This is a genomic window from Microlunatus speluncae, from assembly GCF_009299835.1.
Classification (GTDB): Bacteria; Actinomycetota; Actinomycetes; order Propionibacteriales; family Propionibacteriaceae; genus Microlunatus; species Microlunatus speluncae.
In genome coordinates this window covers 19,198-32,788 of record NZ_VKCZ01000011.1, presented here as the reverse complement: position 1 = coordinate 32,788, position 13,591 = coordinate 19,198, and the positions used below count along the sequence as shown (strand labels likewise).

11 protein-coding genes and 1 pseudogene are annotated in these 13,591 nt (G+C 68.7%); 7 read left to right on the top strand and 5 right to left on the bottom strand.

Annotation, left to right across the window (positions count from 1 at the left end; translation table 11 throughout):
- The first annotated feature begins 69 nt into the window (after window positions 1–69).
- Window positions 70–1,302, top strand: a complete 1,233-nt coding sequence (locus tag FNH24_RS14590) for an MFS transporter (protein ID WP_246186901.1) — start codon at window positions 70–72, stop codon at window positions 1,300–1,302.
- 10 nt (window positions 1,303–1,312) lie between these two features.
- Here FNH24_RS14590 and FNH24_RS14585 read toward each other — a convergent pair whose 3' ends face one another.
- From FNH24_RS14585 to FNH24_RS14575, 3 genes are all read right to left on the bottom strand, one after another.
- Window positions 1,313–1,690 (bottom strand): VOC family protein, encoded by a 378-nt coding sequence (locus FNH24_RS14585; protein WP_152362935.1) that lies wholly within the window; start codon window positions 1,688–1,690, stop codon window positions 1,313–1,315.
- Window positions 1,691–1,720: 30 nt separating this feature from the next.
- Entirely contained in the window at window positions 1,721–2,569 is an 849-nt protein-coding gene (locus tag FNH24_RS14580) for a DUF559 domain-containing protein (protein ID WP_152362934.1), read from the bottom strand.
- 165 nt (window positions 2,570–2,734) lie between these two features.
- Window positions 2,735–3,082: a hypothetical protein gene (locus tag FNH24_RS14575; RefSeq protein ID WP_152362933.1), complete on the bottom strand. Its 348-nt coding sequence runs from the start codon at window positions 3,080–3,082 to the stop codon at window positions 2,735–2,737.
- 123 nt (window positions 3,083–3,205) lie between these two features.
- Here FNH24_RS14575 and FNH24_RS14570 point away from each other — a divergent pair, with 123 nt between their 5' ends.
- The 5 genes and pseudogenes from FNH24_RS14570 (at window position 3,206) to FNH24_RS14550 (ending at window position 9,857) form a co-directional block, all read left to right on the top strand.
- A complete protein-coding gene (locus FNH24_RS14570) occupies window positions 3,206–4,399 on the top strand; it encodes an amidohydrolase (protein ID WP_152362932.1) in 1,194 nt (397 codons plus the stop codon).
- 182 nt (window positions 4,400–4,581) lie between these two features.
- Window positions 4,582–5,703 carry a BMP family lipoprotein gene (locus FNH24_RS14565; protein ID WP_161606138.1) on the top strand — a complete coding sequence of 374 codons (1,122 nt, stop codon included), beginning with the start codon at window positions 4,582–4,584 and terminating at the stop codon, window positions 5,701–5,703.
- Between the two features lie 25 nt (window positions 5,704–5,728).
- A pseudogene (locus FNH24_RS14560) lies at window positions 5,729–7,261 on the top strand (ABC transporter ATP-binding protein); the annotation flags it as partial.
- A gap of 128 nt (window positions 7,262–7,389) precedes the next feature.
- Window positions 7,390–8,568: an ABC transporter permease gene (locus FNH24_RS14555; protein WP_246186911.1), complete on the top strand. Its 1,179-nt coding sequence runs from the start codon at window positions 7,390–7,392 to the stop codon at window positions 8,566–8,568.
- Window positions 8,565–9,857 (top strand): ABC transporter permease subunit, encoded by a 1,293-nt coding sequence (locus FNH24_RS14550; protein WP_152362930.1) that lies wholly within the window; start codon window positions 8,565–8,567, stop codon window positions 9,855–9,857. The genes FNH24_RS14555 and FNH24_RS14550 overlap by 4 nt, the downstream gene beginning before the upstream one ends.
- Here the strand turns inward: FNH24_RS14550 and FNH24_RS14545 are convergent, their stop codons facing one another.
- Entirely contained in the window at window positions 9,858–10,940 is a 1,083-nt protein-coding gene (locus FNH24_RS14545) for an adenosine deaminase (RefSeq protein ID WP_152362929.1), read from the bottom strand.
- Entirely contained in the window at window positions 10,937–11,350 is a 414-nt protein-coding gene (locus FNH24_RS14540) for a cytidine deaminase (RefSeq protein ID WP_152362928.1), read from the bottom strand. Before FNH24_RS14540 ends, FNH24_RS14545 begins: the two co-directional genes overlap by 4 nt.
- A 9-nt stretch (window positions 11,351–11,359) precedes the next feature.
- On the opposite strand from FNH24_RS14540, the gene metG reads away from it, so the two are divergent.
- Entirely contained in the window at window positions 11,360–13,177 is a 1,818-nt protein-coding gene (gene metG / locus FNH24_RS14535; RefSeq protein ID WP_425486893.1) for a methionine--tRNA ligase, read from the top strand.
- Window positions 13,178–13,591 lie beyond the last annotated feature (414 nt).

Below are 13,591 nucleotides of genomic sequence, written 5' to 3'. Positions count from 1 at the left end.
AACTCAGTTCTGACAACTCGGCAGGTGGTGGTTTGATTTGGCCGGCCGGCGACGGATAGGACTGTCCGTGTGCTGCGCAGGGTGATCGAGGCCGTCGTCCCGGCCCGGCTGGGGATGAGCTTCCGGTGGCTGTTGGCCTCGTCCCTGGTGGCCAACATCGGCGACGGGATCGCCCTGGCGGCAGGTCCGCTGCTGGTCGCGTCCCAGACCGCTGACCCGCTGCTGGTGGCGATGGCCGCCCTGCTGCAGCGGTTGCCCTGGCTGCTGTTCGGCGTCTTCGCCGGTGCCGTCGTCGACCGGCTGGACCGGCGCCGGCTGATCATGATCGTCAACCTGATCCGGGCCGCCGTGCTCGCTGCGCTGACGATCACCGTCTTCACCGGCACGGTCAACATCACGATTGTCCTGATCACCATGTTCCTGCTCGGCACGGCCGAGACGTTCGCCGACACCACCTCCTCGACCCTCGCGCCGAGCCTGGTGCAGCGCGCCGACCTCGGCATCGCCAACGCCCGACTGCAGGGCGGCATGATCATCACCAACCAGCTGGCCGGGCCGCCGATCGGCGCGTTGATCTTCGCGCTGTCGATGGCGTCGCCGTTCCTGATCAACGCGGTCTGCTGTGCCCTGGCGGCGATCCTGGTCTCCCGGATCGTGCTCACCTCGCCGGGAGAGCGCCGGACGTCGGCGTCGGTCCGGGCCGACATCGTCGAGGGTTGGCGCTGGCTGATGGCGCACCCGCCGGTGCGGACCCTGGCCTTGACCATCGTGCTCTTCAACGTGACCTTCGGCGCCGCCTGGTCGGTGCTGGTGCTCTACGCCACTGAACGGCTGGGCATGAACGAGCTCGGCTTCGGCGCGCTGACCACGGCCAGCGCGCTCGGCGGGATCGCCGCAACCGCCTGTTACGGCGCCCTGGAGCGCAGGATCTCGATGGCGAACCTGATGCGGATCGGCCTGATCATCGAGACCCTGACCCACCTCGGCCTGGCGCTCACCAGCACGCCCTGGGTGGCGCTGGTGATCATGGTGATCTTCGGCGCGCACGCCTTCGTCTGGGGCACCACGTCGACCACGGTCCGGCAGCGCAGTGTTCCGGCCGAGCTGATGGGCCGGGTGACCAGCGTCTACCTGATCGGTGTGGTCGGTGGGCTGGTGATCGGCAGCGCCCTGGGCGGCGTGATCGCCCGGCAGTGGGGGATCACCGGACCGTTCTGGTTCGGCTTCATCGGCTCCGCCCTGCTGACCGTGGCGATCTGGCGCGAACTCTCCCACATCGCCCGCCCCACCGACCCCACCTGAAGTCGACTGGTCAGTCGGGGTCGGCGACGCAGAATTCGTTGCCTTCGGGGTCGAGGAGGGAGGTCCAGCCTTCCCTGATCACCTCGATCGTGGCGCCGAGAGCGACCAGGCGCTCCACCTCGGCGCTGCGGTCGGGCGCCTCGATGTCGAGATGGAGCCGGTTCTTGGCGATCTTGCCCTCCGGCACCTGTTGGAAGAACAGGGTCGGCATCGGGCCGCCGACGGCGACCGTCGGGTCGGTCTCCGGGGTGAGGCCAAGGCCGGCCAGCCGGGCGATCTCGGCGTCGTCGTACGGCAGCACGTCGTAGTCGTCCAGCGCGGCGGCCCAGAACCGGGCCAGCGACGGCGCGTGCCGGCAGTCGATCACGACCTCGCGGAGGGTGCCCATGGGCGGGAGGCTAGTCCCGGGCGGGCCCTCTCACAACGGATTTCGGCGCAGTCGCAACGTCGCCCGGATCGTCGCGATCACCCAATCCGCCTGTTCGGTCAGTTGGTGCCAGGTGAAGTGCAGCACCAACCACCCGGCGGAGGTCAGATCGCTCCATTTCTGCCGATCACGCTCGAACTGGGCCCGCTGAGAGTGCACCTCGAAGCCGTCCACCTCGAGGGCGATTCGCGGGCCGCGGAACGCCACGTCGATGAAGTAATGCCGGTCTCCGCACCAGACTTCCAGGTTGGTCCGCCAGCCGGTGATCTTCGCCGCGCGCAACAGGCGGTGCTGGCGCCGTTCGGCCGCTGACCAGGGCTCGTCACGAGAGTCCCGGAGCGCTCGGCGTCGGGTCTGATTGCCGGGCCGGTTCGGGGTCGCCGCAAGCGCCTGGTGCATCTCCTCCAGCGTCGCCACCCGGCGGAGCAGAGCCCGATCGATGCCGTCCTCGCCGAGGTCGAGCGCGGTCAACGCCGGTGCCGTGACCCGCAGCCCGCGGTGTTCGATGATCATGCTGGACGGGAGCCGTTCCCGGCTGAGGCCGATCCCCGGTGGCGGGGTCCGATCGATGGTGCCTGCCAGCGAGATCGTCGGCACCGCGATCTCGGGCCAGAAGGTGACCCGGGCCGCCGCCGCGCCGGTCAGCACACCGCCCGACCAGAGCGCTGCGGCGCGGATCCGGGTCTCGACGTCGGCGGCCAGAGCGGGGACGGTGTAGATGCCGGGAAAGACCCGGACCGCAAGTCCTCGGGCGACCATCCGGCGGAGCCTTCGCTGCAGCGCCGGCGTGCGCGGCGCAGTCAGTCCGTCGGCGGCGCAGAGGTCATCGATCGAGTTCATGACCAGGGTTCTGCGGCGGATGTGACGAATCGGTCGGTCCACGACAAAAGCTGTGGACGACGAAGTTCGTGGGGTGTCGCCTGGGGACAGTGACCGGAATCCAGCATCCGTTCGCCGAATCGGCCGTCACGGGGGGGTGTCGGACGAACGAGTGCTGGATTCCGGTCAGCCGCCGGTGAAGAACCGTCGCGAGGTGCGAGGGATCCGGAGCAGACCGAGGACGATCACCTGGGCCAGGCCGATGGGGATGACCAGGTGAAACATCGGCGCGGTGAACCACGAGACCAGGCTGAACACCGCCGAGAGCAGTTGCGAGACAGAGGTGAGCTGGCGCACCCGCGCCCGACTGGTGGCCAGTTTCGCGACCAGCAAGGCGCAGAGCGCCAGCAGGAGACCGTGGAAGGCGGCCGCCGAGCTGACGGCGAATTCGGCCGAACGGGCGATCTCCGCCGGACCGAAGCCGGGGTGCTGGGCCACGATCTGGGCCTCCAGTTCCTTCCAGTCGACCCACATGACGATCGGGGCGGTCAGGTGGTGACCGGAATCCAGTACCCGTTCGTCGAATCGACGGATTCCGGGCCGGTTCGGAGAACGAACGCCGGATTTCGGTCAGACGCCTTCTGACACACTGGTCTTGTGCTTGCCACCTCGATCTCCACTGCCGCCGACGAGTTGTCTGACCGGTTGATCGCGATCCGGCGTGACCTGCACGCGCACCCCGAGATCGGCCGCAGCGAACACCGCACCACGGAGCTGGTCGGCAGCGTCTTGCGGAAGGCCGGGCTGGACTTCCGGGTGCTCGCGGTCGGCACCGGCGGGATCTGCGACATCGTGGCCGGCGACGACGCGCCGACCATCGGGCTGCGCGCCGACATCGACGCGCTGCCGATCTCCGACGGCAAGCAGACCGACTACGCCTCGACCGTGCCCGGCGCCTGCCACGCCTGCGGCCACGACGTGCACACCACCGTCGTGCTCGGCACGGCCCTGGTCCTGGCCCGGCTGCGTCGCGAGGGCCGGCTCCGCACCGGCGTCCGGCTGATCTTCCAGCCGGCCGAGGAGACCACCCCCGGCGGCGCCCTGGACGCGATCGCCGACGGCGCCTGCAAGGACCTGACCGAGGTGTACGCGCTGCACTGCGATCCCCGTACCGACGTCGGCCAGGTCGGCCTGTCACCCGGCCCGATCACCTCGGCCGTGGACCGGATCCAGGTAACCCTGACGGGCACCGGCGGCCACACGTCCCGGCCGCACCTGACCGCCGACCTGATCGGCGCGATCGGCGCCCTGGCCACCCAGGCGCCGCTGGTGCTGTCCCGTCGGATCGATCCGCGGGGCGGGGTCTCGCTGGTCTGGGGCCGGATCTCCGCCGGCAGCGCGGCCAACGCGATCCCGCAGACGGGCCAGATCGAGGGCACGCTTCGGGCGCTGCAGCTGCCGGCCTGGCAGGAGGCCGAGGGTCTGCTGCCGTCACTACTGGCCCAGATCGTCGAGCCGTTCGGCGTCACCAGCGAGATCGCGATCAGTCAGGGCGTGCCGCCCACCGTCAACCACGCCGACCAGGTCACCCGGATGGCCGGGGTGGCCCGCACCATGCTCGGCGCGGACAGCGTGCTGCCGACCGAGCAGTCGCTCGGCGGCGAGGACTTCGGCTGGATGTTGCGGGAGGTGCCGGGGGCGCTGGCCCGGCTCGGCGTACGACCGCCGGGGACCGCCCAGGTGCCGGACATCCACACGCCGCTGTTCGACGTCGACGAGCGCTGCATCGGCGTCGGGGTCCGGCTGTTGGCCGGCCTGGCCGCCGGCGTCGACCGCGCCGCCGCCCCGTAGCCGACCGGTCCGGGCGGCCTTGGTCACAACTGCGTATCCACGCCACCCCGACTTCTCGGGCGGCAAGACGAAACGGCCAACTCCGATTACAGTGCGGACAGGCCCGCCCGACGGGGCAAGGAAGCAGCGTCGATCACGGGCTGGGGAGGAAGGTTTTGTTGAGCGCGCCGAGGAGGCAGCACGTGAAGAAGTCCCTCATTGCCGGTCCCGCACTCGTTGCGGCGATTGCGCTGTCGATCGCTGGATGTGCAGAGCCGCCGAGCTCCGCGCCGCCGCCGTCGTCGGCCGCGCCGAGCGGCGGCCCGTCCAGCGCACCGGGGGGTGCCGACTTCAAGGCCTGCATGGTGTCCGACGCCGGCGGCTTCGACGACAAGTCGTTCAACCAGACCTCCTACAAGGGCCTCACCGACGCCAAGACCGAGCTGGGCATCGAGACCGGCCAGGTCGAGTCGACCAACACGGCCGACTTCGCCAAGAACATCCAGTCGATGGTCGACGCCGACTGCAACATGATCGTCACGGTCGGCTTCCTGCTCGGTGACGCCACCCTGGCCGCGGCCAAGCAGAACCCCGAGGTCGAGTTCGCGATCGTCGACAGCAACGACCCGAAGTACGCCGAGGTGGAGAACCTGAAGCCGCTGGTGTTCAACACCGCGGAGTCGAGCTTCATCGCCGGCTACCTGGCGGCCGGGATGACGCAGACCAAGAAGGTCGGCACGTTCGGCGGCGCCAAGATCCCGACGGTGACGATCTTCATGGACGGCTTCGCCCAGGGCGTGGCGTACTACAACCAGCAGAAGAGCGCGACGGTCCAGGTGATCGGTTGGGACGCGGCCAAGCAGGACGGCCAGTTCGTGCCCGGTGACAAGCCGTTCGAGAACGTGACCGGCGGCAAGCAGATCGCGGAGAACCTGGTCAGCCAGGGCGCCGACATCCTGTTCCCGGTCGCCGGTCCGGCCGGTGAGGGCGGGCTGCAGGTGGCCAAGGCCAGCAGCGGCAAGGTGAACGCGATCTGGGTCGACACCGACGGCTGCATCAGCGCCGAGGCCTACTGCCCGAACCTGATCTCCAGCGTCTACAAGGCGATGGACGTCTCGGTGAAGGACTCGATCGCCGCGGCGGTCGACGGCTCCTTCAACAACGAGCCGTACGTCGGCACGCTGGAGAACGACGGCACCGGCCTCTCGCCGTTCCACGAGTTCGACGCCAAGGTCCCGGCCGAGCTGAAGAGCGAGCTGGAGAAGATCAAGACCGACATCCAGGGCGGAACGATCAAGATCGATTCCAAGGCGCAGCCGAACTAAGACGGTGCCGACGCCGGAGGGTGGCATGGGGACCACTGATGCGCCGGAGCCCGCCTCGGGGCTCCGGCTGATCGAGATCACCAAGCGGTTCGGATCGCTGGTGGCCAACGACGCGATCAGCCTGGACATCGTTCCCGGCGAGATCCATTGCCTGCTGGGCGAGAACGGCGCCGGGAAGTCGACCCTGATGAACGTGCTGTACGGGTTGTTGCCGCCCGACCACGGATCGATCGAGGTCGACGGCGCCCCGCTGTTGATCCAGAACCCGAAGCAGGCGATGGCCGCCGGCATCGGCATGGTGCATCAGCACTTCATGCTGGTCGACGTGTTCACCGTCGCGGAGAACCTGATCTTGGGTCGCGAGTCGGCGACCGCCGGCGTACTCAACCTGAATCAGGCCCGGCGCCGGGTCCGCGAACTGTCCGACCGGTACGGCCTCGACGTCGATCCGGACGCGGTGGTGGAGGACCTGCCGGTCGGGATCCAACAGCGGGTGGAGATCCTGAAGGCCCTCGCCAACGACGCCCGGTTCTTGATCTTCGACGAGCCGACGGCGGTGCTGACACCGCAGGAGACCGACGAGTTGATCACGGTGATGCGCTCGCTCCGGGACGAGGGCCGGGCCATCGTGTTCATCACCCACAAGCTGCGCGAGGTGCGGGCGATCGCCGACAAGATCACCGTGATCCGTCGGGGCAAGGTGGTCGGCGAGGCCGACCCGACCGAGTCCGAGGCCTGGCTGGCCGAGCTGATGGTCGGCCGCGAGGTGATCCTCAAGGTGGCCAAGGAGGAGCGGCCGCCCGGCCCGGAGCGGCTGATCGTCCATGGCGCCTCGGTGGTCGCCCCGAACGGCACGGTGGTGGTCGACGAACTGTCGCTGACCGCGCGGGGTGGCGAGATCCTTTGCGTTGCCGGCGTCCAGGGCAACGGGCAGACCGAGCTGGCCAAGGCGCTGATCGGCGTGCTGCCGCTGGCCCAGGGACGGGTGATGTTGGACGGCAAGCCGATCCAGCAGTTGTCGCCGCGGCGCCGGATCGACGCCGGGCTGGGCTACGTGCCGGAGGACCGTCAGCACGACGGGTTCGTCGGCAGCTTCAGCGTGGCCGAGAACCTGGTGCTGAACACGTTCGACGAGCCGCCGTTCGGCCGCGGTCTGTCCCTCAATCTGTCGGCGATCGACGACAACGCGACCCATCGGGTCGAGGAGTTCGACATCCGGACCCAGACCATCGACAACCCGGTCGAGTCGCTGTCCGGCGGCAACCAGCAGAAGCTGGTGCTCGCCCGCGAGCTGTCCCGGCCGCTGTCGGTGCTGATCGCGTCCCAGCCGACCCGTGGGGTCGACGTCGGCGCGATCGAGTTCCTGCATCAGCGGCTGGTGAACGAGCGTGATCAAGGCACCGCGGTGATCATCGTCTCCAGCGAGCTGGACGAGGTGATCGCGCTGGCGGACCGGATCGCGGTGATGTATCGGGGCAAGATCGTCGGCGTCGTCGACCCGGACACCTCCCGCGAGGTGCTCGGCCTGATGATGGCCGGGGTGCCCGCCGAGGAGGCGATGGCCGCCGCCTCGGTCACCAGCGTGACCGAGGAGGACGCGATCTTGGACGCGCAGCTCGCCGAGCACGGCGAACACGAGCCCGGTGACAACGAGCCCGGTGACAACGAGCCGGAGGCGCAGCGGTGATCGATCGTCTGAAACGCCTGGGCCGGTGGCTGATCCGGCTGCGGTCGGAGATCGCCACCACCGTGGGCGCGTTCGTGCTGGCCCTGATCGTCGGCGCGATCCTGATGATCGTTTCCGACACCGATGTGCGCAGTAAGTTCACCTATTTCTTCGGCCGGCCCGGTGACGCGCTGACCGCCTCCCTCGACAAGGTCGGCGGAGCGTACGGCGCGCTGCTCGCCGGCTCGCTCGGCGGCTACGGGCCGATCACCGAGACCACAGCTCAGGCCGCTCCGCTGATCTGCGCCGGGCTCGGGGTCGGGCTGGCGTTCCGGGCCGGATTGTTCAACATCGGCGGTCAGGGTCAGGCGATCTGGGGCGCGATCCTCGCGGCCTGGGTCGGCTTCGCCCTTGATCTGCCGCCGGTGATCCACCTGGTGGTGGCGATCCTGGCCGGCGTGATCGGTGGCACGATCTGGGGCGGCCTGGTCGGCTGGCTGAAGGCCAAGGCCGGCGCCCACGAGGTGATCGTGACGATCATGCTGAACTACATCGCGTCCGGCATGCTCGCCTACCTGCTCACCACGACCGCCTTCCAGCGACCGGGCCGGACCGACCCGATCTCGCCGGAGGTGGACTGGTTCGCCACCCTGCCTCGCTTGGCGGGCGGCCGGTTGCATCTCGGCTTCCTGCTCGCCATCGGCGCCGCGCTGCTCGTCTGGTGGCTGCTGGAGCGGTCGACCATCGGCTTCGCGATCAAGGCGGTCGGGGCCAACCCGAGCGCCGCCGCGACGGCCGGGATGAGCGTCGCGACGACGACCATGATCACGATGGCGATCGCCGGCGGGCTGGCCGGCCTGGCCGGAGTCCAGGCCGCCCTGGCGCCGAGCAGTAACGGCCTGGCCGTGCCGCTGTCGGTCGGCCTGGTCGGTTCGATCGGCTTCGACGCGATCACTGTCGCGCTGCTCGGCCGGGCTCGGCCGCTCGGCACGGTGCTGGCCGGGCTGCTGTTCGGCGCCCTGCACGCCGGCGGGCTGGCCATGCAGAGCCAGGCCGGGACGCCGCTCACCCTGACCACGGTGCTGCAGGCGTTGATCGTGTTGTTCGTCGCCGCGCCGGCGTTGGTCAGCACGGTAGTGCCGTTCCTCAAGGCCCGAGCGGGCAAGGAAGTCGTACCGACGGGTGGAGCGCTGACATGACCACGGCCGAACCGACCGTGACCGACCTCGCCCTGCCAACCGCGCAGCGCGCGGAATCACCGGCGAAGCGGCGGCAGCGCTACTCGGCCGGGGTGTTGATCATCCTGGCCGGAGCCCTGCTGCTGTTCTTCCTGTTCTCGACCCAGGGCTCGGCCCGGTTCGCGTTGTCCAACGCCTTCGACGCCGTCCAACTGCCGACGCTGGCGGTCCCCGGCTTCGCCACGGTCGCCGTCTGCGGCGTGCTCTGCCTCCTCGCCGGCGTCGGCTATCTGATCAAGCTGCCCGGTCGGTGGCCGACGGTCGCCGGGGCGGTCGGTGGGCTGACGTTCGTGATCGGCTTCCTCGCCTGGGCCGCGGCCGGCCGCGACCTGCCGTTTCCGGTCAGTAACCAGTTCGCCGGCACGCTCACCGTGGCCACGCCGTTGATCTTCGGCGCGTTGTGCGGTGTGCTCTGCGAGCGGGCCGGGGTGGTCAACGTCTCGATCGAGGGCCAGTTCCTGGTCGCGGCGTTCGCGGCGGCGATCGTCGGCAGTGTCACCGGTTCGGTGCCGGCCGCGCTGTTCGCCGCCGTCCTGGCCGGAATGGCGATGGCAGCCCTGCTGGCCCTGTTTGCGATCAAGTATCTGGTGAACCAGGTCGTGCTCGGCGTCGTACTGAACCTGCTTGCGATCGGCATCACCGGCTTCCTGTTCGATCAGTTGGTGGAGCCGGCATCGGCCGAGTTCAACTCCGCGCCGGTGCTGGAGAAGATCGCCATCCCCGGTCTGTCGTCGATCCCGTTCTTCGGCCCCGTTCTCTTCGAGCAGACGATCTTGGCCTACCTCGCCGGCGTCTCGGTGCTGGTGGTCTGGTTCGTCTTGTTCAAGACTTCCTGGGGGCTGCGGATCCGGTCGGTCGGCGAGCATCCGAAGGCGGCCGACACGGTCGGCATCTCGGTGATCGGAGTGCGCTGGTCGGCGGTGCTGGCCGGCGGTGTGTTCGCCGGACTCGGCGGCGCGTTCTTCACGTTGAGCGCGACCGGCGCGTTCAGCAAGGAACTGACCGTCGGCAACGGCTTCATCGCGCTGGCCGCGTTGATCATGGGCCGCTGGCATCCCGGCTGGGGCGCGATCATGGCCCTGTTCTTCGGCTTCGTCACCCAGATGGCGTCCCAGATGCAGAGCCTGTCCACCCCGGTGCCGAGCCAGTTCCTGCTGATGTTGCCCTACCTGGCGACGGTGATCGCCGTCGCCGGCCTGGTCGGCCGGGTGCGTGCCCCGGCCGCCGACGGCCTGCCGTACGAGAAGTGATCAGTCGACGCCGAGGGCGGCGTAGCCGGGCTTGATCACGTTCTCGATCAGCGCCAGCCGCTCGTCGAACGGCAGGAAGGCGCTCTTCGCGGCGTTGATCGTGAACCAGCGCACCTTGGCCAGGTCGTAGCCGAAGGCCTCGCTGAGCAGCTGGAACTCGTTGCTCAGCGTCGTTCTGCTCATCAGTTGGTTGTCGCAGTTGACGGTGACCCGGAAGCGGAGGTCGGCGAGCAGCCCGATCGGGTGCTCGGCGATCGACGCGGCCGCGCCGGTCTGCAGGTTGGAGGACGGGCACAGCTCGAGCGGGATCCGCTCGTCCCGGACGTACGCCGCGAGCTCGCCGAGCACCGGCTTGCCGTCGGCGCCGGTGCTGATGTCGTCGGCGATCCGGACGCCGTGGCCGAGCCGGTGCGCGCCGCACAGCTGCACCGCCTCCCAGATCGACGGCAGGCCGAACGCCTCGCCGGCGTGGATGGTGAAGTGCGCGTTGTTGCGCCGCAGATAGTCGAACGACTCCTGATAGCGCGACGGCGGGAAGCCGTCCTCGGCCCCGGCGATGTCGAAGCCGGCGACGCTGTCGTAGCGGTACTTCACCGCCAGCTCGGCGATCTCCAAGGTCGGCGTCGCGTGCCGCATCGAGGTGACCAGCTGCCGCACCTCGATCTCGTGCCCGGCTGCGCGGGCGGCGGCGACACCCTCGGCGATGCCGTCCCGGACGGCCTCGATCGCCTGCGTCTTGGTCAATCCCTGCTGCTCGTGCTGCTCCGGCGCCCACCGAGTCTCGCCGTAGACGACGCCGTCGGCGGCCAGGTCCTCGACGAACTCGCGCGCCACCCGACGCAGCGCCGGCGCGGTCTGCATCACCGCGATCGTGTGATCGAACGTCTCCAGATAGCGCACCAGCGAGCCCGAGGTGCAGGACTCCTCGAACCAGTCGGCCAGCTTGTCGGCATCCGAGGTCGGCAGCGGGTGATCGATTTCGGCGGCCAGGTCGATGATCGTCTGTGGCCGCAGGCCGCCGTCGAGATGATCATGAAGGGAGACCTTCGGCGCCCGCTTCAGCGTGTCCAGGTCAAGGGTCACGAATTGCTCCTTACGTGTTCCAGATCAGCGGGACCGAAGGCCTGGGGCAGCACCTCGTCCATGGTCTTGATCCCGTTGGGGGTGTCGAAGCGGCAGTCGGCCGCCGCGTGTTCGTACAACAGTTGTCGGCACCGGCCGCAGGGCATCAACGGCTCGCCCAGGCCGTTGACGCAGGCGAACGCGACCAGCTTGCCGCCGCCGGTCGCCACCAGCGTTGAGACCAGGCCGCACTCGGCGCAGAGTCCGACGCCGTAGGAGGCGTTCTCCACGTTGCAGCCGGAAACGACCCGACCGTCGTCGACCAGCGCGGCGGCGCCGACCGGGAAGTTGGAGTACGGGGCGTACGCACGCTGCGAGGCGGCTCGGGCCTCCTGGCGCAGCGCTTCCCAGTCGATGTCCTGCGTGCTCATCGCCCGATCATGCCAGGGACGCCCACCGATACAGTGACGCCCATGAGCTCTCGCGTGTTGACCGCCGTGGCCTGGCCGTACGCCAATGGCCCGCGGCACATCGGTCACGTCTCCGGTTTCGGTGTCCCCTCCGACGTGTTCTCCCGCTACATGCGCATGGCCGGCCACGACGTCCTGATGGTGTCCGGCACCGACGAGCACGGCACGCCGATCTCGGTCCAGGCCGAGAACGAAGGGCTCACGACGCGGGAGCTGGCCGACAAATACAACCGGGTCATCGTCGAGGACCTGCAGGGCCTCGGGCTGTCCTACGACCTGTTCACCCGGACCACCACCCGCAACCACTATGACGTGGTACAGAAACTCTTCCTCGGCCTGCACCAGAACGGCTACGTGGTGCCGAAGACCCAGCTCGGCGCGGTCAGCCCGTCCACCGGGCGCACCCTGCCGGACCGCTATATCGAGGGCACCTGCCCGATCTGCTCCTACGACAGCGCCCGCGGTGATCAGTGCGACAACTGCGGCAACCAGCTCGATCCGGCCGACCTGATCAATCCGAAGTCGCGGATCAACGGCGAGACGCCGAAGTTCGTCGAGACGGAGCACTTCTTCCTCGACCTGCCGGCGTTGGCCGACTCGCTCGGCGACTGGCTGGCCAAGCGGACCGACTGGCGGCCGAACGTGCTCCGGTTCAGCCAGAACCTGCTGAACGAGTTGCGGCCGCGGGCGATCACTCGTGATCTTGACTGGGGGGTTCCGATCCCGTTGGACGGCTGGCGCGATCAGCCGATGAAGCGGCTCTACGTCTGGTTCGACGCGGTGATCGGCTATCTGTCGGCGTCGGTCGAATGGGCCCGGCGGACCGGTGATCCCGAAGCTTGGAAGAAGTGGTGGGCCGACCCGGAGTCGCTCTCGTACTACTTCATGGGCAAGGACAACATCGTCTTCCATTCGGTGATCTGGCCGGGCATGCTGCTCGGTCACAACGGCGCCGGTGATCATGGTGGGGTGATCGGCCCGATGGGCACGCTGAACCTGCCCAGTGAGGTCGTCTCCAGCGAGTTCCTGACCATGAGCGGCTCGAAGTTCTCCACCAGCCGCGGCAAGGTGATCTACGTCGGCGACTTCCTCCGTGACTTCGGCCCGGACGCACTGCGCTACTTCATCGCCGTCGCCGGCCCGGAAAACCAGGACGCCGACTTCACCTGGGACGAGTTCGTCCGCCGGACCAACTCCGAGCTGGCCAACGAGTGGGGCAACCTGATCAACCGCTCCATCTCCATGGCCCATCGCTACGTCGGCGCCATCCCGGTCGCCGATGATCTTCGCGATCGTGATCATGAACTCCTGAAGGAGTCGCAGGCCGCCTTCGGTGTGGTCGGGGATGCCTTGCGGCGAAGCCGCTTCAAGCAGGCCAGCCAGGAGGCGATGCGGATCGTCACCCAGGCCAACCGCTACCTGTCCGAGGCCGAACCGTGGAAACTCAAGGACGACCCGACTCGGCGCGACTCCGTCCTGCACACCGCGCTGCAGGTCGTCGCCGACGCCAACACCCTCCTCACCCCCTTCCTGCCGCACTCGGCGCAGCGGGTTCACGAGGCCCTTGGGGGAGAGGGGGTCTGGGCCGCACAGCCCGAGATCCGTACCGTGGAGGAAGAGGGTGGGCCGGACTATCCCGTGATCATGGGGGAGTACGCCGCCGAGCAAGCGCGCTGGGAATCCTCACCCTTGCCCGTGGGCCGTCCTCTGGCTAAGCCGGAGCCCTTGTTTGCCAAGCTGGATGAGAAGCTGGGGGAGACAGGGCCCGAGTGGGCCTCCATCGCCTGACTCTTGTTTCTTTCTTTGGGTGGCATCCCGCGGTGGGGTCTGGGGGTCTGTGCGCGGGCAACCATCCGCCCGCGAGCAAGTCATGGGTGCCGCTGCCGCGATACTGCGTTCGCGGGCTCCCGCCAGGCCCGTCCACGCCCGCGCACAGACCCCCAGACCCCACCGCTCCCTTTGGAGCGAGCACCTGTTTTTACCGCCTCAGCCGAGCGGAACCCTGGTACCGACGACTGCCAAACCGAGCGCTTGGAGTGATCACCAGGGTGTTCGTTCCCCGAGCCTGTCGAAGGCCAGGCCCGATCTCTCACGCGGTTCCGCCGCGGCGGAACCGCCCTTCGCCGAGTTGTCAGAACTGAGTTGTGCCATAGGGCTTCTCAGTTCTGACAACTCGGAGGGTGAGTGGTCTGCGGGTGTCGC

What these genes read in the sequence shown, in the direction of transcription:
- metG (WP_425486893.1), top strand. Translation starts at nt 11,360, where the DNA reads ATGCCAGGGACGCCCACCGATACAGTGACGCCCATGAGCTCTCGCGTG.
- FNH24_RS14575 (WP_152362933.1), bottom strand. Translation starts at nt 3,082, where the DNA reads ATGTGGGTCGACTGGAAGGAACTGGAGGCCCAGATCGTGGCCCAGCAC.
- FNH24_RS14540 (WP_152362928.1), bottom strand. Translation starts at nt 11,350, where the DNA reads ATGAGCACGCAGGACATCGACTGGGAAGCGCTGCGCCAGGAGGCCCGA.
- FNH24_RS14550 (WP_152362930.1), top strand. Translation starts at nt 8,565, where the DNA reads ATGACCACGGCCGAACCGACCGTGACCGACCTCGCCCTGCCAACCGCG.
- FNH24_RS14585 (WP_152362935.1), bottom strand. Translation starts at nt 1,690, where the DNA reads ATGGGCACCCTCCGCGAGGTCGTGATCGACTGCCGGCACGCGCCGTCG.
- FNH24_RS14580 (WP_152362934.1), bottom strand. Translation starts at nt 2,569, where the DNA reads ATGAACTCGATCGATGACCTCTGCGCCGCCGACGGACTGACTGCGCCG.